We start from the raw sequence: 23,511 nt of genomic DNA on the forward strand, positions 1-23,511 counted from the left end.
AAGCGCGAAAACAGATTGCCTGGGAGAAAAACTAGAACTTTCTAACCACTAAATCCCGATCACGGGACTGAAACCCAAGCTTTCTATCAGGCTTCTGATTGACCCAACGCTTTCTAACCACTAAATCCCGATCACGGGACTGAAACTTATGGCGAGTCATCCGGGGACAAGAGTGCGGTTTCTTTCTAACCACTAAATCCCGATCACGGGACTGAAACACGGCGGGGGGGGCGCGAGCACAGAAGTTATTGCTGTGGCTTTCTAACCACTAAATCCCGATCACGGGACTGAAACCACAATGCGATGCGATTGAGTTTTGACGCGGGGCAATTCTTTCTAACCACTAAATCCCGATCACGGGACTGAAACTTACGAAAAGTGCCACCCGGCCAAAGAGAAAAACTTTCTAACCACTAAATCCCGATCACGGGACTGAAACAAGCAAGTGGTGAAGCAGAAACCCGCTCTGTGACTCTTTCTAACCACTAAATCCCGATCACGGGACTGAAACATCGGCCAATTACCAGGGGGAAACTATCTGTCTTCTTTCTAACCACTAAATCCCGATCACGGGACTGAAACTAACTCCATATTCCCTGGTTTTGTGTGTTGACTTGGCTTTCTAACCACTAAATCCCGATCACGGGACTGAAACTCATTTGCGCCATTGTTTTTCCTCAATTAGAAAGCTTTCCAACCACTAAATCCCGACCACGGGACTGAAACCAGTACGAGGCAGTGGGGGGAACCAGTGATTTAGACTTTCCAACCACTAAATCCCGACCACGGGACTGAAACATATTTCTTAAAACTTGTTTCGTTTCTTTACCTTATTCTTCCTGGCCTCTACTATCTTTTGGAGTTACTGGGTTTACCGTGACTACATGGAACTCATTAAGGCATATAACGCCAATGAGTCTGAGGCTGAATTCCGTCATCGAATTAACGTAGGCTTTGATGGTACTTGGACATTGATGTCGATGATGACTATGGTTTACTGCATCGGGAAGTTGGAGGACAAAGGTTAAACTGTTTTCTGTTTTGCCTTGGTTAGTTCTCAGTACAGGACAAAAACTTGAAAAGGATAGAGGGAGAGGGTTTGATAGGAATTAGAAGATAACCAAGCAAACCCTCATGAGTCAGATTAGCGAAATTCGCGACCAATTGCGACCCCATATTGGATGGCATGGAGCCAGACTCTCCTTCGTTGCGATGTTCCTGATAGCATTATTCCGGGCGAAAACCGTCAATCTCGCCGAACTCGCCACAGTCTGGGGAGGTGACGCCACTGAGGAGTCCAATTACAAGCGCATGCAGCGATTCTTCAAGTCCTTTGAGGTCAACCTGGATAAAATCGCCCAGATGGTGATGAATATCGCGGCTATCCCGCAACCTTGGGTCCTGAGTATTGACCGCACCAACTGGTCATTCGGAACAACGGATTTCAATATCTTGATGCTGGGTGTTGTCCATGAAGGCATCGGTTATCCACTGATGTGGACAATGCTGGAGAAGAAGAAGGGCAACAGCAACAGTACAGAGCGCATGGATTTGTTCGAGCGTTTTGAAATCTTATTCCCCGATGCGGAAATTGCCTATCTTACAGGGGACCGAGAGTTTATTGGTAAGCCCTGGCTGTCATACCTGATGCTGGATAAGCCCATTCCCTTTCGTCTGCGCATCCGTCAGACCGACAAGATTAGCAAAGGTAAAGGACAACCAGCGATTGCGGGAGCTCACTTATTTCGGTCATTGGCCATGGGTGAGACAAGAATCCTGCCGGGAAAACGGTGGGTCTGGGGTCGTCTGGTCTATGTCATCGCTACTCGTCTTGACTCGAAACAAAAATCGAAGCAAACGGATGATGATTTTCTGATTATCATCACGGCCCATGAGCCTCAAAATGCTTTAACAGATTACCGTCGGCGTTGGGGGATTGAGACTCTGTTTGGAGCCCTCAAAACCCGTGGCTTTTGCTTGGAATCGACTCATTTTATCGATAAGAGACGTTTGTCGAAGCTGCTGGCTCTGTTGGCCATTGCGTTTGTCTGGGCGATGAAAGCGGGTTTATGGCGACATAGTCAGAGGCCGATTCGCATTATCAAGGCCCATGGCCGTCGAGCGCGGAGTTTGTTTCGCTATGGTTTTGACTTATTACGTCGCTTTTTTACCGTTTCTACCCAACCTCTACTTGGGTCAGGGTTTCACCCCATACAATTTTTGTCCTGTACTTAGTGGTTAGTTATGCTTCTTTATCCCAGAGTTCCTGGATGCACTTTTGTAGTGGTTCCAGTTCATGCTGGATAGTGTGCCAAAGAATGTCTTCGTCCAAGTAAAAGTATGTGTGGGCAATAATGTTTCTCAGGCCAATGATGTTTCGCCATGGAATATGTGGATACTGATTTCGGATTTGTTCTGGGATTTTCTTGCTGGCTTCTCCAATGATTTGTAGGTTAAGGGTCACTGCATCAAAGATAAGTGAGTGCTTTAAGAATGCTTCTTTTTCCAGACCCTCACTATATTCCTGGATTTTGTCAATGCTTGTTAGAATATCATTGAGGTAAAGCTTAAGGCTCCTAGACATATTTAGCCTCATTCAATACTTGTTCACGAATGATTTCTTTTAAAGACTTTTTGGTTGCTAAGTCAACCGGTTTATTAAATAATTCTTCCAGGAAAAACTTTAAGTCCATGTACAAGCTAAGGGTTGTTTCATTTTGAAATTCAACAACAAAGTCTAAGTCACTGGTCGCTGTGGCTTGATTATGAGCAGTTGACCCAAATAATGCCAGAGTTTTAATACTAAATTTTTCAAAGAGATTGGGATAGTTCCTCAGCGTTTCAAGAACTTGTTCTGATGTTATTACTGAAGAACAGGCTGTCTGTTGTTGAGTCATAGTTAGAGTATGGGTAGTAGCGGATAAAATACAATTACGATTCATGAATGTTAAATTTTAATGCTCCTGGGAACTCAACTTTCCAACCACTAAATCCCGACTACGGGACTGAAACGTCCCACTGTTAGCGATCCATCCTTACAACTGGGTACACTTTTCAACCACTCGCATCTTGCACCAGGGGCAAAGAGATACGCTGCGTCTAGCGCCAGGAGTTCGATTGATGCTTGTAATTTCGTTGGAGGTGATGCTATTCCTGGCATAGCGACAAACTTACCCATCTACCTTTTTGTACTTTTGCTGGGGATGACGGGGATTATCCGGATATTTCATCACCACTAGCCCAGCCTGGATCGCGGGATAGAGATAGTTTTTGCGGAAGGTGGGTTTACGGGTGAGAGAAAAAGATTCCATTAGAGCATTAGTGCTCCAAAATTGGTCATCCATAATGGCAAGGAGTTGTTTTACTTGATCGCTTACTTGATCGGCTTGATCATTTACTTGATCGCCTGGGTTATTTTTTGTTGTTGATAGTGGACTGGAGGATGTCAGGTTTTGGCGCAGGGTTGTATTAATGATATCCAGCATAAAGCAAATGAATGGGGTGCTATTTGATCAGGCTTTCGCTGGGGAGGAGGTAAGAGGCGAATGGTCGAGTGCCCCGATCTACTGAGAGATAATACTGATCTGGTTAATGATTTGGGGGGTAATGGTGAAGGGCGGCTGATAGGACATTAGATGGCCTCGCTGGTGAACGACCCGATGCCCATGGCAAGGATATAGAATACGGGCCTCCTATTTCAATAGGCATTACGACTGAAACGAACAAAATATCTGTTTTGATTACTCACTTTTTTCAAAGTTGTATGGGCGATCGCCAAAATCTCGGAAAATTTCCTCAAATTTCCGACCCAAGGAAATCTGCTTCCGATAGCAGCGATTTTGCCACCGCCAGAAAAAACCTCCGGAGGTGTATAAGGTGTGGGGAAATTTCCTTGGTTTGACTAGAGGATAAACGGCAGAGCGTGCTTCTGATTCCGTGGCTAGACAGTCAGAAGTTGATGGCGCTTTGCCCATGGCTAGGTGGCTCATTGCCTGTTGTTTGCTGATAATTCTCAAGAAACCGGGATCATTCAACAACTATTGCGAATAGAACTTGCATTGACCTATCCAGATGTTAGCAAAATACCACCCAACCCCCAGCGGATAACCAGCAATTAACCATCAGAGTAAACAGTAATACAAGTTTACTTTTCAGCCTAAGCATCAATAAGAGAAAATTCTCAGCAAAAATTCGCCCCCCCGAACCAAGACCAGCCCAAGACAATCACAGCTTTTACAGACGAACCATTATGAAGTTGTGTAACAAATAAATCACTTCTATCCGTGCTGTTCAGGGCAATTTCTCTTCATCAGTAGGAGGAATAAATTATGTCTAAACTCAAAATTGTGATTGACCCCGGTAGTAGTGCAACAAAAGTGGCCTATTGCCTAGAGGGTACTTCTACCCAATGTTTTGTGATGTCCCCCTACTGCGCGGCAGTGCCCCCAGACTACCCACGCTCCTCTGGGTGGATGATGGGGTATACCCATGTGGAGAATGCTTGGGTATCCCATGGCGATGCCTGCTATCTCCTGGGTGCCGGTGCCAAGAAGTTTCAGGGTTCCGCGGTGCGCAACAATGACCTGAAATACATCAAGGCTCTGTACAAAATTCTGGGAGTCCTATCCCATATCCAGACCCAGCTTCAGGAATCACCAACCATAGACCTAGGGATTCTGCTGCCCTTGGACGAATATGTCACAAAAGACCGCCTAGAAGAGAGTCTCATGGCAGCCCAGGAGCGGTTTGAATACTGTGGGAGATCGAGAGTGATTAAAAACGGGGGAAAGTATACTCAGAGTGGATCGCAGGGATCTAAATTCTCATCAACTTTTTACCGTTTCCGCTTCCTTCAAATAGCGATAGATAGTTGCCTTAGACTTCCATCAACGTTTTGATTAATACCCCTTGTGAGCGTCTTTTACGTAGTTCTTGGCATTGACCTGGCGTGAGCTGCTTTTTACGGCCAAACTGAACCCCACGAGCTTTCGCATTTTGGATGCCATCCATTTGACGTTCCGCACGTATTTCCGTTTCAAATTGGGAGATCGCCCCCAACATATTGAATAAAAGCCGTCCGGTCGCATCTCCAGTATCAATACTCTGTTCAAGCACTTGAAGATTCACCTGCTTAGATTCCAATTGTTCCGCAATTTCGCACAGGTGCAGGGTTGAGCGAGCCAGGCGATCTAAACGAGTCACAACTAATGTGTCGCCTTCTCTGACATATTCAAGACAGGCTTTAAGCCTAGGGCGTTTGTAAGAGACACCACTGCACTTTTCTTTGAAAATCTTGTCGCAATGCTTGAGCTTCTCGATTTGAACTTCCAGACTCTGCCCAACAGAACTGACTCGCGCGTAGCCAACCATCGCCATGATGACTCACCGTAATGTTTTATAACGTCTTAGACACGATGATAAAGCCATAATGAGACATTAAATAAAACACTGTTTTGCACAGTCTTGCAAAGTACACTTTATAAGACTATTGAGTCTATTCGTTGATGTAGTGGTATGGATAGTGGCTCAGGCTCACATGTATTTCAGATCAAAGCTGTTATTGTCGGTGTCAGCCCAATGATCTGGCGTCGGTTCCTAGTGAGAGGCGACACAACGATTGCTCAACTACATTTTATTCTACAGATCGCTTTTGGCTGGAGCGACACATATTTACATCGCTTCGTCATCCACGGCAACTCCTACGGCATCCATCATATTGGTGGGGAATGCTTCAGCGATGATCCCCATTCTGTGACTCTCTTAAGTCTGGGTTTGCGGGTGCGAGAACGGTTTCGCTACGAGTACAACTATTACGATAACTGGCAGGTACAACTGCGAGTTGAAAAGATAACTGAACTTGAGCCCGAAAAAACTTACCCGATTTGTATTGAAGGGTAAACGAAATGGCCCCATTGAAGATTGTGGAAGAGCTTGGGCTTTCCAGGAACTTAGACAGGAATTCTCTACAGGAATGGTACTCCACCGCATGGCTGAAATTCTTTTCCAAGGAGATGATGAGCTTAAGCCACATCTGAGTGAACTTCGGCAACTGAGTTATTGGCTGCTACTAGACAACCTTGAGTTACCAAAACTCAATCATCGCTTACAGCAAAATCCCTTGAGTGACGACCCAGCTTTTCGAGAGGACATTATTTTCTAGGCTTATGAATATCAAAATCAGCTTAAGGATTGAAGCCGATGATGGCAGCATAAAAATCATTGAGGATGTCGCTCAATTGGAGCGAGGCCCATTGACTCCTACTAATCTAGGCTTGACTTTGGCCGAATCAAAACAGATTCTGCAAGGGATCCAACAAGAAATGGTTTCGTCACAGGTCAGTCAATATGTAGAGCAACAGGCGTTTTGTCCAGACTGTGGTCAACCGCGTAAATGCAAAGGGAAACATAAGCTAATTTATCGTTCTGTATTTGGGAAGCTGACGTTAACTAGTCCTCGATTTTTTCATTGTCCCTGCCAGTCCCAAGCAACAAAAAGCTTTAGCCCATTAGCCTTACTCCTGACTGAACGGCAGTCTCCTGAATACCTTTACCTGCAGACAAAATTTGCCTCCCTGGTTTCCTATGGTCTGAGTGTCCAGTTACTTGATGAGGTGTTGCCATTGAACGGCACCCTTAATCCTTCTACCGTGAGATATCACCTGCATCAAATGGGGCAAAAGCTCGATGATGAATTGGGAGAAGAACAAATTATGTATGTAGAAGGTAGCCCTCGCCAATGGGAGCAACTCCCTCGACCTGAGCTTCCCCTCAATGTAGGAATTGATGGTGCCTATATCCATGCTCACTGTTCTAAAGGGAGTAAACAACAGCGCCATTTTGAACTGATTGTGGGCAAGAGTATTCCAGATGAAGGACCTGGCAAAAGCTTTGGTTTTGTCCAGACCTATGACACCAAACCAAAGCGACGGTTATTTGAACTCCTAAAATCCCAAGGAATGCAAATGAATTAGCAGGTTACCTTCTTTTCTGATGGAGGCGATACAGTCCGAGACTTGCAGCGATTTCTCAATCCTCAAGCGGAATATCTTCTGGACTGGTTTCATGTCACCATGCGGATCACTCAGCTCAGTCAATATCTCAGGGGGTTGAAGCACTATGATTTAGACAATGGCAAGTCTATGGTAGAGAGGCTAAAGAGTGTCAAATGGTATCTCTGGCATGGGAATGTATTCAGGGCATTACAAGAGCTGGAATGGCTGGAGGAGGATGCTGACTTTCTCGAAAGTAATTATCCGAAACTCAAAAAGATGCGGCGGGCTATTGCTGAGTTCTACACGTATATTCAGAACAATGGCCATTTTATTCCCAACTATGGAGAACGTTACCGCTGTGGGGAGCGCATCTCAACGGGATTTGTGGAATCTACAGTCAATCAAGTCGTGGCTAAACGAATGGAGAAGAAGCAGCAAATGCGATGGACTCCGAAGGGTGCTCATCTATTACTACAGGTGAGAACTAAAGTCCTAAATCAAGACTGGAAAGAAGTGGTTGACCGATGGTATTCTCCGCCACTGAAGGAAACTGGAGTGCCTAATGCTGCTTGATTCCCCCGTTTTTAATCACTCTCCTTTAAGTGGCGGACGGACGAATAAATTAAATAATGGACGCAAGATTAATCAGTACAATTGTTTGTAATTAGTCTTGATGGTGAAATGCTAGTTATCTGGTGGGGATTAGATGGTGCTTTGCTAAAGCCTGAACAACTCAAGAAAGATTGTATTTGCAATAACTGCTAGATTATCCAGATTTATTGAGAATATCCAGCAAACAAGAGACAAAAGACCAGCAAAAAGCCAGTAGAGTATCACCAAATCTCCAGCAGATGACCAAAAAGAGCTGAGCAATGATAATCAATTACCTCCTGGTGATAAAGAAAAAATTTCCCCACACCTGACGCACCTCTGGAGGTTTTTTTCTGACGGAGGCAAAATCGCCGCTATCGGAGACTGATTTCCTTAGGTCGGAAAATTGAGAGGATTTTTGAATGTGTTGAAACTTTTGAGGGTAAGTTCAACCAAAGCGGGCGGCGACCATAAGAAAAATTATTACGCCGAGGAGCCTTCTTTATAAATCGCTCTCAGGCGTGAATCGGATTCGTAAAAAAGGCTTGTAGTTGACCATAGATGATTAAGCCAAGGCCGCTACTTTTTTGGTTTTTTTAGACTGGCAATTCGAGTTGAATGTCATCACGTAAGCCGCGACTTCTATTAGTTCAGGTTCAATTTTTAACCCTTTAGCATCTCGTAACCAGATCAGAACTTCTGCAAGATGCCACAGGTCGCGTTTACCTTGGTATACAGGAATAGGGCCGTTTTCATCAGCCATTGTCAGGTGCTGTCTAATATTCTGGCGACTACATCCGAGAATAGCAGCAATATCTGAAGCCCCGACTAAATCTGGCCCAGCCTCAATCAGTACAGCTCCGGGAATAGCGCTCTCGATATCTTTAATTGCGGACTCGACAGCTAACTCTAAAGATTCAGATTCCCGACTAAAGTCAGCTCCTATAAACCCATTACGGCCCATACCGATCATTGCATCGTCGCAGCCAGCCTCAAATAGTGCGTCTAAGTATTGCTCAGGGTTTGTATTGACACCAGGGAGCCTGAAAGATAGCTCAAAGTTATAGTATTTCATGGTTTTAGTCCTTTATTCATTCCCTATTCTCATCGCAGCCATCAACCCATTTACGAATATTTCTGGCATGACCTTGAGGATTTTTCGGCGTAGACCAAATCGAATTAGCGCAAAACAGACGATTGCGACAGCCCTTGTTTTCGGGGCATAGGAGTCTCCCCCAACAATGCCCGCCGCCTATTTCCACTCTCCAGCCGTTAGCTTCTGCGTACTCCAGCGCCGCTTCGATTTCTTTATTGGGATGTCGATTTCGATTCATGTCTTGATTCCAAGATAGGTGCTATTTTTTTACTTGTCAATCGACAAGTAAGCGGTTTTATCGAGCCACGCTATTTTCAGAGGTTACAGAAAAATTAGCTCAAGCCTATCAATGACTGAACTTAAGCAAACGCCTATTACTTCAACCCCTTTACCTCCATTTCGGACAGCAGAGTCAAAATGAAACAGCCTCTAACCCGGTCATTTAGCTTCTAGCAAGAGGCGATCGCCGCCGGGACATCATCGATAATTTCCTCTAAATCCTGCATCGCCCTGATGACTGTGGTGAGGTTGCCCACCGATGCCTTTTCCCACTGGTTTAAAAGGAAACGGCGGGATAGAGCCGCTTCGACTGCATCCTGCCTGAATAAAAGGAGATTCACCCAGCTCTTTGAACTACAATCCCAACGAAAAATCTGGGGTTTTATGGGGTCATTTCGTCAAAAGAAAAGCGACCATAGCATTAAATCTGGTTTTATGGTTTGCCAAACTTCTGGTTAAGAGCATCAATGATTACTTCTGTCATGGTGATGCCGTTTCGTTTAGCCTCTGCCGCCCAATGCTGCCTGAGAGACTTGGGAACCTTCGCACAAAGATTCACCATTTTTTCGGTCTCGGTGGACTGAGCAGATTGCTGATTATTTTGTTGGTCAGATATCTGGTTATCTGGTTTACTGGTTTGTTTTGCTCTGCCGATGATGTCTCCAAATTTGCCGCTCATTTTCTTAGTACCTCCATAATTTCTTTACCCAGTGCCTCAAAGTCATTCCAAGGGATTCTATCTCTACCAGACATCTGGTTTACTGGTTTACCAGCTAAAGCCGCTTTTTGAAAAGCAGCGCTACGGCGAATCATGCTTTGAAAAGTAGGGATACCGTTTGCGATTAACTCATTACGCATCGTTTCCCCTTCCTTGCTAGGGTATGGGGGCACAATTGTGAGTAATGCTCGATACTTTGCATCTCCCACATCATTGGCGATCGCCAGCATCGGTTCTAGACTGACTACATCCGGGGTCGTTGGCAAGATGAGTAGGTCGCAACCCTTAGCCAATTCTTGAAGGTCATCACTATTTGGTGTTTATTTAGCAATGGATCCGTTTTGCTCACTAAGCAATTCTGGAGGTCAACTTTTGAGTTCCTAGAAAGTCAGAATACTGTCCCACTTCTATGTTTAAATGGGACAATTATTCTTGCCAAACCCACTATTTATAAGACTTCTAGACTTTTTGGGTTATTGCTCTAAGCATCATAAATGGGACAGTTATATATTTGCTGAAGAATACGGTTTGTCAAAGTCGAACTTTTAATGAGTTATTATACTCATGCTTGAAAAGTTTATATATCAATGGTTTTAGCCTTAGCGACCAAAACGGGTCCATTGCTAAATAAACACCGTTACTGATTTATTGATTTTGACCGCTTGCACAAAATAATTTACATACCCGTACTTTCGCGCTGCCCTAATTCCTACATTCCGCAGGTTAAAAAAATTGGAGAACGGATCCTGGAGGCAAGGTCATGGTTATTGATCTTCTTCATTTTTTTGATCATCAAAATCATTAGAAGCAGTAGAGGTTATGCGATCGCCCCCGTCCGTCCCCGGAATTCAAATTTATCTTGTCCCTTATCTTGGACTCTCATAAAAACATAAAAAAACGCCGCCTTTGGGGGGAGATGCTTGAATTTTCGAGCAATCTTTACGGCTTTGCTTTCATCAGGATATCTTCTGAATAGAGGATTGAGACGATACTTTTTATAATCGATGCTTGCTGTTTAAGTGCGTTCTCTTGTCCAGTTAGTTGAATTTTAATTATTGGCAATGATATGTATATCAACTTGGGGTAATGCTCTCATTAGCTGCTGTACAATAGAGCCTTTGAATAATAATTGAAATCGGGAGCGACGAGTTTCCCCTAAAACAATTTGAGTAATACGTTCTTGGGTTGCAATTTTGACGATTGTGGTAACAATATTCGGTGATTCTATCCTTAAGAATTCCCCTGTAAATTCTTGACACAATCGTTTGCATGTCTCGATATGTAATGCTTCTGATTTTGATAAAAATTTACCCGCAGGTGCTACAAATAACACAAACAATTGTCCATTCATATGATTGGCAATTCGAGCGCCCCGGCGTAAAAGCTGAATAGAATTTGGGTAAGTTGAAATACATACTAAAACCCGTTCTCGAATATTGTAATGGAGATTTTTAGTTTCAGAAATGGATTCTTCTTCAATGTTATCGGCAATTTCACGTAGCGCTAATTCTCTTAAAGCAATTAAATTACTGCGACGAAAAAAGTTTTGTAGAGCTTGATCAATTTTTTCAGGCGCATAAATTTTTCCTTCCTGAAGTCGTTCTTGTAATGTTTCTGGGGTTACATCAACTACAACAATTTCATCAGCATCATCAATGATTCGGTCGGGAATACGTTCTCTTACTACAACCCCAGAAATGCGATATACGAGATCATTTAAGCTTTCTAGATGCTGAATATTAACCGTTGAATAGACATCGATTCCGGCATTTAGAATTTTTTCAACATCTTGATAACGTTTTTCTTGTTTAGAGCCGGGTATATTCGTGTGGGCTAGTTCATCTATCAGGACTAACTGGGGCGATCGCCTTAAGATTTCCTCGGTATCCATTTCTTGCAATAAAACATTTCGACAATAAACTTGTTTACGAGGAATTAGCTCTAAGCCTTCAGCTTTCAGGGTTGTTTCCTCCCGCCCATGGGCTTCTAATAAGCCAATAGCCACATCAACACCATCTTGCTTAAGGGCATGTCCTTCTTCGAGCATTCGGTATGTTTTACCAACTCCAGGGGCCATGCCAATAAAAATTTTGTGTTTGCCTCGACGGGGGAGTATTTGGTAGTTAGTAGCGGCGATCGCAGTAGGGTTGTACATCTAAAAGAGCAAGAGGATAGTCAGAGAATATGCAGGCTAGAAAGTTCCTGTTTTCAAAGCTTTAGAGCTGATCAAGGGCCAAATTAAGGGTGACTGTGTTGACAGCAGGTTCACCAAAAATTCCTAAGAATCGTCCTTCGGTATTCTGTTCAATTAAGATTTTTAAGTCATCAGGGGAAAGATTACGAGCGGCGGCAATCCGGTCGATTTGAGCGATCGCACTAGTAGGAGAAATATGGGGGTCGAGGCCAGAGCCAGAACTGTAGAGCAGGTCAGCAGTCGGCTCAAGATCGGCAGCCCGCAGGATTTCGGCTCTTTCCTTAACCAATGCCAACAGGTCAGGATTACTGGGAGCTAGGTTCGTCGCTCCGGATAGTCCGGTAGGGGCGGCATCTTCGCCGATACTGTAATTGACTGCGCTAGGGCGACCCCAGAAATAGTCTTCGCTATTAAAGGCTTGACCGATGAGGCTAGAGCCAATGACTTGCCCTTGGTTATTCACAATTAGACTGCCGTTGGCTTGGATTGGAAAAAGGCCCTGACCGATCATGAAAATCAGCAAAGGGTAAATCAAAGCAGTAAGTAACCAAAGAAAGACTGTAGTACGAATGCTAGTGGCAATCTCTTGAATCATGATTTTTAAGGGGATTGAGGTTGATAAAGAAAGGGTTGGAAAGTTAATCAGCAGAATTTTTGTTTTTTTCAGGATGTCGGCGACGGTGGCGATCGCCTGGAGACGGACAGGCAACATCACGAGAAAAATATAAGCAAATAAACTGATGGTATTGATGCCATAGGGAAGGGCAGCAATATCGTCCCGCTGTTCTGCGCAACCCTGCTTATAGGCGAGCCAACTGTAATAAGCATTGCCGACGATTAAACTAAGGGCACTACCTGGCAAAATGCGGCCATAAAGCAGTTCGACCGGAAATTGCAGCACCCCTTGAGTCAGACTAACAATAACTAGGATTTGGACAAAATTATTCAGTGCGAGGCCAAAAAAACCATCGAGATCACGACGGACAAACCAATGGGGTTTGATAGTTCCCCCAGGAACGGTAATCATAGAGTAATCTTTGAAAAGTTGGACACTCTCCACTGTAAAACCATTTCTGAGAAATACAGTCTATTTTGTTGATCGTCATGCTTCGGGAAAAATTTAGCTTTTGAAGGTGATCGCACAAGTTTAAATTACTTCCATCGAGACTGAACAAACTTTTGTTTGGAGTCAACAGAATAGACTTTTGGCAATATCCCTGAATTAGCTATAAGTCATGCAAACCCCAAATTGCACCCTAATCACCATAAAAATGCTGTGGGATTAAAAAATTAAAAGTAAAACTTTATTTAAGATAATACTAAAGGGGGGGATTGATAATGAATTATGGTGATGGATAAAATTCCACAGTAATCTAATGTGATTGACTATACATTTAGAGAAAACTAAATTATTTCTCACAAACCAAAATATACTTTGCCATCCAGTAAAATTGTAACCTATTGTGTTCTCGTCATACTTTTGCTTGACCTTACTAAATATAGAAGCAAGACATCCTGTCTCTTTATCTTTACCTTATAAGCAGTCGCTGAGAAAACCTAAGTATTTTCCTGGGATTTCCGCGTATTTTCTCCAAGATTTAAGGCAGGCTTTACTGTTTCTTTAGGAAACTAGGAGATTATTTTGTTGGATAAGTTTTTAAAGTGTATGACAACTAAACCTAACTCAGCTCAAAATCTGTAGCTTTCTTTAAGGCAAAATTTCAATTTAGGTGTCAATTTGAACAATGTTGATGGTACGAAAGATAGCGTCACTATTTCGAACCGCTTCTATTAGCGGCATTTTTTGAGAGCTCGATGTTATTAGTTTCATCAGCATAGATCATATTGACCCCAAATATAATCGTCGAATTTAGGATACCTAAAACTACCTCCTAACTTCGATGAACATTTTGGCAGATGAGTGATTAGAAGAATCGGCATGCAACTTTGAAGTCCTTGTATTGTGAGGCGATTCCCTCAGACTTGCAAATTAACAAATGCAATGATGCATGAGGATTTTTCATTAATCATGGCTTTTCTCAAATTAACAAAACATTTCCGATTTACCCGATTTAACTTAATTCAAATTCAAAGGGAGAATTTAACGTGACGGCTACGATTTTGTCCGCAGGTGATATTGCTATCATCGGTTTTAATTTTGATAACCCTGACGAATTTGCTTTTGTCCCTTTAATTGATCTGGGAGCTGGCACAGAGATTAACTTTACTGATAACGGCTGGCAAGCGGCTGGTACATTCAGATCCAATGAAGGTACGTTTACCTGGACTGCACTCACAGATGTTGATGCTGGGACAATTATTAATCCTGTTGTTAGTGGTATTTCGTTCTCAGCTTCTGGTGACCAAATTATTGCTTACCAAGGAGATGCAAGCAGCCCTACGTTTATTTACGCTCTCAACAGCGAAGGTAATCCTGGTGTTTGGCAATCTGATTCTACTAACTCCAATACGTCTGCTCTACCTACAGGATTGGTCAATGGCGAAACTGCAGTTGCTTTAGACGAAATTGATAACGCCATTTACACAGGAATCACGACTGGAACCAAAGCAGAATTACTTGCAGCCATTAGCAATAAATCTAACTGGTCTGGAAATGACAGCACGAGACAAATACTGCCTGCAAATGCTTTTAGTGTAAGTAGTATTAGCGATGATGATCCTTCTCCCTTGACCCTGATCAGCACGATTCAAGGAAATGGTGACGTGAGTCCCCTGGAAGGCGAACTGGTCACCATTGAAGCCGTAGTGGTCGGCGATTTTCAAGATGGCGATGCGGGTACAAACGGTGATTTCAATGGCTTCTTTGTACAAGAAGAAGATGCTGACGCTGACGGGGATGCGGCTACTTCGGAAGGACTGTTTATCTTTGACGGCAACAGTCCGATTGTAGATGTGAACGTTGGTGATATTGTTCGCGTGACAGGTACAGTGAATGAGTTCTTCGGAGAAACTCAACTTTCAGGAGTGACAGTCGAAGTCATCAATGACAGTGACAATAGCAACCAGGTGACTCCAGCCACGTTGACATTTCCGGTCGCGGAGACAGTGACCAACAGTGACGGTGCCCTGATTGCGGATCTGGAAGCCTATGAAGGTATGTTGGTCACCATTCCTCAGGAATTGACCGTGTCCGACCTCTTTACACTGGGTCGTTTCGGCGATATCGGCCTCTACGCCGATGGCCGATTGGAAACTTATACCCAGACTAATATGCCCAGCGTTGACGGTTTCCAAGCTTACCAAGACCTGGGCGTACGCAACACGGTGATTTTGGATGATGGCAGTACTGCTCAAAATCCGGCAATGATTCCGTTCGAGATTCCCTCTGAACCAGGAGATGCGGCAGGACAACTGGATGCGAATGACGATTTGAATGTGGGCGACACAGTGACTGGTCTCACTGGGGTAGTGCGGTTTAGTCGCGGTTCCGGAGGCTCTGGTGACGAAATCTATCGCATCAATCCCGTTGATACCGTGGAGTTTGTTAACACTAACCCTCGTCCGACCGAAGCTCCAGATGTTGGCGGTAGCCTTAAGGTCGCATCCTTTAATGTCTTGAACTTCTTTACCTCACTGGGCGATGAAAACTTGACGTCTGGACCCGACGGCCTCGATCCCCGGGGTGCTGATAACCAGGAAGAGTTTGATCGCCAGGTGGCCAAGTTAGTCTCAGCGCTAGCGGAGATTGAAGCAGATGTCTTTGGTCTAGTCGAACTCGAAAACGAGTTTGGCGATGTCAATGGTGACGGTGAGTTTGCGATTGGCTTTCTAGCTGATGCCTTGAATGCAGTGATTCCGGGGGCGAACTATCAGTATGTGGATCCCGGTACGGACTATGTAGGAACAGATGCGATCGCGGTGGGTTTCATTTACAACGCAAATACGGTCGGCATTGCTGAAGGTACGACAGTCGCAGTTCTTTCTGATAGTGATCTCGCAGGGCTCGGTGTTGACCCAGGTAACCCCGTATTTGATGGCTCTGGCACTAGCCGGAATCCTATCGCTGTCACTTTTGAAGAGTTAGCGACCGGGGAAACCTTCACGGCAGTCAACAACCACTTTAAGTCCAAAGGCTCAGTAAGTCCCTTTGGGAATAATGCCGGGACGGGTGACGGCACTGGCAACAATAATGAGGCCCGTCTGCAAGCAGCGATCGCAGTAAATGCTTGGTTAGATACTGATCCCACCGGTTCCGGTGACAGCGACTTCCTGATTCTGGGTGACCTCAACGCCTATGGAATGGAAGATCCCATCCAATATCTGCTAGATGAAGGTTATGTGGATACGATTGAAAAATTCCTTCCTGACGGTGAAAGCATCTACTCCTTTGGTTTCCCACTAGATTTGGAAACGAGTCCCCAAGTTCAAGCGTTTGGTGCCTTGGATTATGCATTGGCGAATGAATCTCTTGCATCTCAGGTCGTGGATGCCGCCGAATGGCACATCAACGCCGATGAAGCTTCTGCATTTGATTACAACACCAACTTCAAGCCTCAGGCGCAAATTGATGGGCTGTTTGGAGCAAATCCATTTCGCTCGTCTGACCACGATCCATTAATCATCGGCCTGGATCTGTCATCAGAGCCTGAAGTTTTCACCCTAGAGTTGCTCCATGCAGCTGATCAGGAAGCTGGCGCCGCTGCAGTTCAGGATATTCCCAACTTCTCCGCCGTCTTGAATGCGCTCCGTGCTCAAGACCTGGGTAATGACGGCATTGTCGATAACACCTTAACGTTGTCCTCCGGTGATGCATTCATTCCTGGCTTGTTCTTTGATGCTTCTGCAGCTGCTTTTGGTTCTGGGGGTATTGCTGATATCCAAATCCAAAATGAATTGGGTTTCCAGGCGATCGCCCTCGGTAACCATGAATTCGACTTCGGTACCGAAACCCTAGCTAGCTTAATTGACGGCTCTGCTCCGGGAAGGATCTTGGGTGAAGATTTCACTGGGGCTAACTTCCCCTATCTATCCGCTAACTTAGACTTCTCCACCGATGCAAATTTGGCTCCTTTAGCTGTTGCAGGTGGTCAGGCTCCTCAAGCCAACGTTGTTACTTCTTCCACAGTGATTGATGTCAATGGTGAGGATATTGGTGTCGTGGGTGCGACCACACCAACCCTGGACAAAATCTCGAACTCTGGTGATGTGGGCATTTTCCCATCTGATTTTGACTTAAATCCTACTCCAGCACAGTTGGATGCTTTGGCCGCAGAAATTCAGGCTGAGGTTGATGCTTTGTTGGCTGCAAATCCCGACATGAACAAGGTTGTACTGTTGTCTCATATGCAACAGCTCAACATTGAGCGTGCTTTGGCAGAGCGGTTGGTTAACGTTGATATCATCGTTGGCGGCGGTTCCAATACTCGCCTGTTTGATGAGAACGATCGTCCTCGTGCAGGGGATAGTAATCAAGGTGACTATCCTGAGTTTATCGACAACGCAGGTGGAACCAAGACTGCACTGGTCAACACAGATGGCAGTTACAAATATGTAGGCCGCTTGGTGATTGACTTTGATGCTGACGGTAACATTATCCCTGAAAGCTACGACCCAACAGTATCTGGGGCTTATGCGACTGATGCTCAAGGTGTAGCCGACCTCAACGCTGAGAATCTGGTTGACCCTGAGATTCAAGAAATTGTGAACGCGATCGAAGCTCAAATTCTTGCTACTGAAAGCAATGTTTTCGGTATCTCTGATGTCTTCCTCAACGGCAATCGCTCTGGTCTTGACACGCCTGAAGAAACAGACGGGGTGCGGACACAGGAAACCAACCTGGGTAACTTGACTGCTGATGCAAACTTGGCGATCGCCAAAGAATTCGATTCCGAAGTAGTTGTATCCATCAAAAATGGTGGCGGTATCCGCGCTTCCATTGGGCAAGTTGTTGTCCCTGCTGGCGGTACTGAAGCCGTTCGTTTGCCTAACGAAGCAGTGGTTGACAGTGACGGTAACGTTGTTAAGCCTGAAGGTGGCATTAGCCAGAACGACATCCAAGCGGCTCTGGCCTTTAACAATGGCTTGACCTTGCTGACCCTGACAAAAGCTGAATTAGTGGCGGTGCTTGAGCATGGTGTAAGTCTCATTCCTGGTGTTGCGGGTCAATTCCCTCAAATCTCTGGCGTTAAGTTTTCCTATGACCCAGACCTGGCTGAAGGCGATCGCATCATTAGTGCTGGCATCTTTGATGAAAACGATGACCTTATCGCTGAACTGGTGCGCGATGGCGAAATTGTAGGCGATGCTAATCAGACCTTCCGTATTGTCACCCTCAACTTTTTAGCAAGTGGTGGTGATGGCTATCCATTTCCCACAGGTGACTCAGTCAACCGAGTTGATCTCACTGACCTTGATGGCGATGGTCAAGACGACAATCAGCTAACCGGGGATGCCACCTTCGCAGCAGATGGAACTGAACAGGATGCTCTAGCTGAGTATTTGCTAGATAACTTCAGTACTCCAGAAACAGCATTTGCTCAAGAGGATGTAGGCCGTACTCTGGATGAGCGTATCCAAAACCTCAACTTCCGTGATGATAGTGTACTTGGTGAATCTACTAATGGCCAGGTTATCTTTAGAGCGATAAATTTAATTTCCTCTATTTTTCAAAGAGTTTTGGGGCCATTTGGCAACAATGTGAATCTGGGCAACATCCTCTTCAGTGATGAAGAAGGTTTTGAAGATAGCTTTGATATCTTCAACACAAATTTACGGCAGCGTATCCTGGGGAATCGCAACAACACCACTTCCTTAAATAACCTGGATAACCAGATGTGGGGCCGCAATAGCTCGGATGATGTGATGAACGCCTTGGGCGGTGACGATTCCGGGTACGGCCGGAGTGATGATGACATCCTGCGCGGCGATCGCGGCAACGGCATCCTGAATGGTGGCATAGGTGATGACATTCTCACGGGTGGCAAGGGTCTAGGAACCTTTGTCCTCAACTCCGGGGCAGGCGTTAATATCATCACTGACTTTGAACTCGGCATTGACCGTATTGTCTTAGGCAACTTAAGCGTTAACGAAGTTCAGTTGGCTGACACATCTACTAACACTATGATGTCGGCCAGTCCCAGTGATCTACTGGGCATCTTTACCGGTGCACAGCTCAGTGGTTTTGAAAGCGAGGTTTTTGCATAAGTTAACCCTGAATTAAAGTTCCAGGGATGAACAGTATCTGTCCTCCCTGGAACTTACTTATTAGTCAGGCACTGTTTACCCAAACGCAATAACGGAGTCAACGCATTTTTGATTCATTCTCGAACCTTCTTGAAAGTTTTGAAGCGTGATTGCTGACATAAATCCTGCCCAAGTCTTTTAAGTTTTGTACGAAATCTCTGGAGAGATTCTCTATTCTTAAATAGGTCTTATAAAAACTGATAAAACACCTGAAACTCTACTGTCTTTGGCCTTAATGAATAAAGTTATTTCATCCTTATTCACCCCCTTTACTTGTATCTAGAGGAGAAAATTCAAAGAAAAAACACGCCCCACTATTCAGCATAAAAACTATATATTGCACCTTCAAAAGCTCCTGATTAAATAGACTGAGCTAGCCTATAATTTTTTTTAATTTAGCATAAATCTTTTAGACCAAAAATTTGGCGTTATTTTGGAAAAAAACTTTAAAAATAATAGACAAATTAAATTAATAAAATGCTTCAATTATTTTGACTGATTTTCACTACAGATACTATTTCATCAAGGAAACTCGTTCATGAGAATTCGAATTAGAGAACAAAACCTGGAACAAGATGATTTAATTAGGTTACTTGTCCAATACCAATTATTGCCCCAGTTAGCTAGAGAAATCATTCTTGATCAAGAAATTACTAGCTTAGAGGAAATAGAATATAACCCCGAAGATATCCAGATTGCAATCCAACAGTTTGTAAATAAATTACAACTAAAGTCAGAAAGTCAATTACAAATTTGGTTGCAGAATAATGGTTTACAGCCAGAACAATTATCGGCGATCGCAACTCGCCCCCTAAAAATTGAAAAGCTTAAACAAGTTAGGTGGGGAAATAATATAGAAGCTTATTTTATGGAACGAAAAGATCAGTTAGATCGAATGATTTATTCGTTAATTCGCACCCAGGATGCTGGGATTGCCCAAGAACTGTACTTTCGAATTCTGGATGATGCGACAGCATTTGCTCCCCTTGCCGGACAATATTCCCAGGGAGCAGAGGCGCAAACAGGGGGATTGGTTGGTCCCGTGGAAATGAGTACGCCCCACCCCCAAATTACCGCAGTTTTGAAAAATGCCCAGCCCGGAGCGTTAAAAGCACCGATGAAGATTGGTGAGTGGTATGTGGTGCTGCGCCTAGAAGAGTTTCTGCCGGCTCAATTAGATGAATTGATGCGGCAACGACTCATAAATGAACAATTTGAAAAATGGTTAAGGGAATCCGTTAAAAATCAACTGACCATTCAATATTTAGAATAGCGATACATTAATTTAAATGTCTTTTTTCTTGTTCTAAAACTTAATTATTTTGCCCTATTTTGTCTCGCATGAAACTGCCTTATCTAGAATTTTTAAGTCAAACCTCACCTTTTAATCAGTTATCACTGGAATTGCTGACACAGCTAAATGGAAAATCAACTCCGTTTCGCTATCGTATGGGACAACCGATTTTACAGCGGGGTAAATTGTTGCATCAGGTGTCGATTGTTTATCAGGGTCAAGTGCGTTTACTGGGATATGATCCACGCAATCAAGCACCGATGACCCTGGGTTTGTTGCAGAAAGGGGGCGTAATTGGGTGGGTGAATGCGGCGCGGGGGGTTGCCTGTGAAACGGCGATCGCCTCCACGGAAGTGATTTGTTTGACTTTGACAAGCCAGGAATTTTTAGCGTTACTTAGTCAATCGCCGGAACTCCATCAAGCATTGAGCGAACACTGCTCGATGGTAGAAGCTTTTGATTTGCTCAGTGATTATTGTGCGCAACAGGCCAAGGTCAATGGCAACCTCAAAGAGATTATCCATGGGGCATCGGCCCAAGCGGAAGTGTATCAGTTAGCCGCGGGCTCCTATGATTCGACCAGTCCGGAAGTGAGCTCTCTAGAATTAGGCAAGATATGGTTCTTTAGTGGTGGTGGAACTTTGCTCGGTTATGGGCCCGGCGATCGCCTCCAGTTAGAAAAGCTGCAAACCATTGAAGTGAAAGGGATTCAGCCCGCCCGTTTGGTGGGATTTCCCGAATCGGCATGGACACATTTACTCGAAGATTTACAGCCAGAGCCGGAACCGCCGCCGCCAGTGGAATTGTTGCCTGATCCCTTTGACAATGGACAAGAGCCAGAGGAAGAGATCCCCTACGCCCCCGTGGAGATTGTGGGCTTGGCACCGGAGACTCCGGACGAAACAAACCCCAAAACCTATCCATTCATCAAAGCAAAAACGGAAAAAGAAGGGGCGATCGCCTGCTTTCAGATGTTGGCGCAATACTACAAAATGCGCTTTAAGGGCGACATTATCCGCCGCGTTGTGGACGAACAATTCAAACGCTATGATGTTTTGTCGTTGCCCAATTGTGGGGCGATCGCCGAGCTGATGGGACTCAATGCCCAACTGGTGAAAATCCCGACCAAAACCGTTACCCGTCTCACTGTGCCCCTGATGGTGAAATGGCGCGACAGTTTAGCCGTGGTCTATGAAGTGGGCGATCGCCAAATTACCGTGGCAATGCCCAATATGGGCTTAGTCAAACGCAACCCCCAAGACTTTATAGAAGGATGGGGTGATAAAAATGGTTTAGTCGAAGTTGTATTACTGCAAAAAGGCAAATATACCCCCGAAGAACGCTTTGATTTTAGTTGGTTTATTCCCGCCATTAAAAAATATAAATGGATTTTAATTGAAGTTTTAGTGGCTTCTTTTTTAGTACAACTTTTTGCCCTAGCGAACCCCCTGATTATTCAGCAAATCATTGATAAAGTCATCGTTCAACAAAGTGGTGATACCCTGCAAGTATATGGCGCATTGTTGTTGATTTTAGCTGTCTTTGAAGCAGTTTTAAGTAGTTTAAGAACCTATCTTTTTGTCGATACCACTAACCGTATTGATATGAGTTTAGGTTCCGAAATTATCGATCATCTGTTCCGTTTACCTTTGAAATATTTTGAAAAACGACCTGTCGGGGAAATTTCCACTAGAGTTGGGGAATTAGAGCAAATTAGACAATTTTTAACAGGCACAGCCTTAACAGTTGTTCTCGATGCCATTTTTTCCGTGGTCTATATTGTCGTGATGTTTTACTACCACGGCAAATTAGCGGCGGTTGCCCTCAGCGTGATCCCTATTTTTATTGTGGCGACCTTGATTTTCTCCCCGATCATTCGGCGGCAACTGCGGGAAAAAGCCGAGAAAAATGCCCGGAGTCAATCCTATTTAGTGGAGGTAATGACTGGGGTGCAGACGGTAAAAGCTCAAAACATCGAACTGCGATCGCGCTGGAAATGGCAGGAAAAATATGCCCGGTATGTGTCGGCGGGTTTTAACACGGTGATTACTTCAACGGCATCCAGTTCCGTGAGTAATTTTTTGAATAAACTGTCGGGGTTGTTGGTGCTGTGGTATGGGACATCGCTGGTATTAGAAGGACCGGATGTGTTGACCCTCGGACAATTGATCGCCTTTCGGATTATTGCCGGATATGTGACTTCGCCGATTTTACGACTCACCCAACTTTGGCAGAATTTCCAAGAAACCTCCATCTCCCTTGAACGGTTAGCCGATATTGTCGATCATTCCCAAGAGGGCGAGGAAGACCGCGAGAATATTCCGATGCCGCTGATTAAAGGGGCAGTGACCTATGAAAATGTCAGTTTCCGCTTTAAAAAGCATGGGGCGTTAAACCTGAATAATGTGAATTTGTATTTTCCGGCGGGAACCTTTGTGGCGGTGGTGGGGCAGAGTGGTGCGGGAAAAAGTACCTTAACAAAATTGCTTTCGCGACTGTATGAACCGGAAGCGGGGCGAATTTTAATCGATGGCTACGATGTGAATAAGGTGGAGTTGTACTCATTGCGGCGGCAGGTGGGGGTTGTGCCCCAAGAAACGCTGTTGTTTGAGGGAACCATTCAGGAAAATATTGCCCTGACAAATCCGGAGGCGGAACCAGCGGAAATTGAATACGCGGCACGGGTGGCGGCCGCCCACAATTTCATTATGGAAGCTCTGCCCAATGGCTATAACACGCAGGTGGGGGAACGGGGGGCGGCACTCTCTGGGGGACAAAAACAACGGATTGCGATCGCCCGCTCGGTGTTACAGCGTCCCCAGATTTTGGTGTTGGACGAAGCCACCAGCGCCCTCGATTATTTAACGGAGCGGGAGGTATGCAATAACCTCAAGACAGCATTTCACGATACGACGGTATTTTTTATCACTCACCGCCTCGACACGATTAAGGATGCTGATGTGATTGTACTAATGCACGAGGGCTGTGTGGCGGAACAGGGAACCCACGACGAGTTAATGGCAATGCGGGGGCGATATTACAGCCTTTATCAGCAGCAGTCCCGCAGTGAGGCTTAATTTGCCTAATTTCTCTGATTTATTTCGATTCTTTATTGTTGATCTTTTGCAAAGGCGATCGCTAAAC

The 23,511-nt window shown here is 44.7% G+C and carries 15 protein-coding genes, 2 pseudogenes and 1 CRISPR repeat array; of the genes and pseudogenes, 7 read left to right on the forward strand and 10 right to left on the reverse strand.

What is annotated here, in order from left to right; genetic code table 11:
- Positions 1–37 precede the first annotated feature (37 nt).
- A CRISPR array of direct repeats spans positions 38–798; the repeat unit is 37 nt; unit sequence CTTTCTAACCACTAAATCCCGATCACGGGACTGAAAC.
- 336 nt (positions 799–1,134) lie between these two features.
- The gene (locus AWQ23_RS14915) at positions 1,135–2,235 is read left to right on the forward strand and encodes an IS4 family transposase (RefSeq protein ID WP_062433311.1); all 1,101 of its coding nucleotides are present in this window, start codon (positions 1,135–1,137) and stop codon (positions 2,233–2,235) included.
- A gap of 7 nt (positions 2,236–2,242) precedes the next feature.
- On the opposite strand, the gene AWQ23_RS14920 is transcribed toward AWQ23_RS14915, so the two are convergent.
- From AWQ23_RS14920 to AWQ23_RS14940, 4 genes and pseudogenes are all read right to left on the reverse strand, one after another.
- Complete coding sequence (locus tag AWQ23_RS14920) at positions 2,243–2,584, reverse strand: DUF86 domain-containing protein (RefSeq protein ID WP_030008170.1); 342 nt, start codon at positions 2,582–2,584, stop codon at positions 2,243–2,245.
- A complete protein-coding gene (locus AWQ23_RS14925) occupies positions 2,577–2,897 on the reverse strand; it encodes a nucleotidyltransferase family protein (RefSeq protein WP_030008171.1) in 321 nt (106 codons plus the stop codon). The genes AWQ23_RS14920 and AWQ23_RS14925 overlap by 8 nt, the downstream gene beginning before the upstream one ends.
- A 273-nt stretch (positions 2,898–3,170) precedes the next feature.
- Positions 3,171–3,485 (reverse strand): Fic family protein, encoded by a 315-nt coding sequence (locus tag AWQ23_RS14930; RefSeq protein WP_030008172.1) that lies wholly within the window; start codon positions 3,483–3,485, stop codon positions 3,171–3,173.
- Positions 3,486–4,826: 1,341 nt separating this feature from the next.
- Positions 4,827–5,376: pseudogene (locus AWQ23_RS14940) on the reverse strand (recombinase family protein).
- A gap of 201 nt (positions 5,377–5,577) precedes the next feature.
- Between AWQ23_RS14940 and AWQ23_RS16375 the strand changes: the two are divergent.
- From AWQ23_RS16375 to AWQ23_RS14955, 3 genes and pseudogenes are all read left to right on the forward strand, one after another.
- The gene (locus tag AWQ23_RS16375; RefSeq protein WP_232309016.1) at positions 5,578–5,898 is read left to right on the forward strand and encodes a plasmid pRiA4b ORF-3 family protein; all 321 of its coding nucleotides are present in this window, start codon (positions 5,578–5,580) and stop codon (positions 5,896–5,898) included.
- 88 nt (positions 5,899–5,986) lie between these two features.
- On the forward strand, positions 5,987–6,160 hold the full coding sequence (locus AWQ23_RS16380) for a hypothetical protein (RefSeq protein ID WP_232309017.1): 174 nt from the start codon (positions 5,987–5,989) through the stop codon (positions 6,158–6,160).
- A gap of 4 nt (positions 6,161–6,164) precedes the next feature.
- Positions 6,165–7,565 (forward strand): annotated as a pseudogene (locus AWQ23_RS14955) (ISKra4-like element ISSysp7 family transposase).
- Between the two features lie 583 nt (positions 7,566–8,148).
- On the opposite strand, the gene AWQ23_RS14960 reads toward AWQ23_RS14955, so the two are convergent.
- The 6 genes from AWQ23_RS14960 to kdpC all read right to left on the reverse strand — a co-directional run bounded on the left by AWQ23_RS14960 (position 8,149) and on the right by kdpC (position 12,465).
- Complete coding sequence (locus AWQ23_RS14960; RefSeq protein ID WP_012305522.1) at positions 8,149–8,658, reverse strand: AlpA family transcriptional regulator; 510 nt, start codon at positions 8,656–8,658, stop codon at positions 8,149–8,151.
- Between the two features lie 470 nt (positions 8,659–9,128).
- Positions 9,129–9,299: a hypothetical protein gene (locus AWQ23_RS16250; protein WP_198158738.1), complete on the reverse strand. Its 171-nt coding sequence runs from the start codon at positions 9,297–9,299 to the stop codon at positions 9,129–9,131.
- A 92-nt stretch (positions 9,300–9,391) separates the two neighbouring features.
- Positions 9,392–9,637: a hypothetical protein gene (locus AWQ23_RS14965; RefSeq protein WP_062436953.1), complete on the reverse strand. Its 246-nt coding sequence runs from the start codon at positions 9,635–9,637 to the stop codon at positions 9,392–9,394.
- Positions 9,634–9,906, reverse strand: coding sequence for a hypothetical protein (locus AWQ23_RS14970; protein ID WP_315862689.1), 273 nt, complete (start codon positions 9,904–9,906; stop codon positions 9,634–9,636). The genes AWQ23_RS14965 and AWQ23_RS14970 overlap by 4 nt, the downstream gene beginning before the upstream one ends.
- Positions 9,907–10,724: 818 nt before the next feature.
- Positions 10,725–11,831 (reverse strand): sensor protein KdpD, encoded by a 1,107-nt coding sequence (locus tag AWQ23_RS14975; protein WP_012305531.1) that lies wholly within the window; start codon positions 11,829–11,831, stop codon positions 10,725–10,727.
- Between the two features lie 61 nt (positions 11,832–11,892).
- On the reverse strand, positions 11,893–12,465 hold the full coding sequence (gene kdpC, locus AWQ23_RS14980) for a K(+)-transporting ATPase subunit C (protein ID WP_062437150.1): 573 nt from the start codon (positions 12,463–12,465) through the stop codon (positions 11,893–11,895).
- A 1,511-nt stretch (positions 12,466–13,976) separates the two neighbouring features.
- Between kdpC and AWQ23_RS14985 the strand changes: the two genes are divergently transcribed.
- The 3 genes from AWQ23_RS14985 (at position 13,977) to AWQ23_RS14995 (ending at position 23,444) form a co-directional block, all read left to right on the forward strand.
- Positions 13,977–19,034 carry an ExeM/NucH family extracellular endonuclease gene (locus AWQ23_RS14985; protein ID WP_062436954.1) on the forward strand — a complete coding sequence of 1,686 codons (5,058 nt, stop codon included), beginning with the start codon at positions 13,977–13,979 and terminating at the stop codon, positions 19,032–19,034.
- A 577-nt stretch (positions 19,035–19,611) separates the two neighbouring features.
- Positions 19,612–20,346, forward strand: coding sequence for a peptidylprolyl isomerase (locus AWQ23_RS14990; protein WP_062436956.1), 735 nt, complete (start codon positions 19,612–19,614; stop codon positions 20,344–20,346).
- A 68-nt stretch (positions 20,347–20,414) separates the two neighbouring features.
- The gene (locus AWQ23_RS14995; RefSeq protein WP_062436958.1) at positions 20,415–23,444 is read left to right on the forward strand and encodes a peptidase domain-containing ABC transporter; all 3,030 of its coding nucleotides are present in this window, start codon (positions 20,415–20,417) and stop codon (positions 23,442–23,444) included.
- The last annotated feature ends 67 nt before the right edge of the window (positions 23,445–23,511 follow it).

The organism is Picosynechococcus sp. PCC 73109, assembly GCF_001521855.1.
In the GTDB taxonomy this organism is placed as follows: Bacteria; Cyanobacteriota; Cyanobacteriia; order Cyanobacteriales; family MRBY01; genus MRBY01.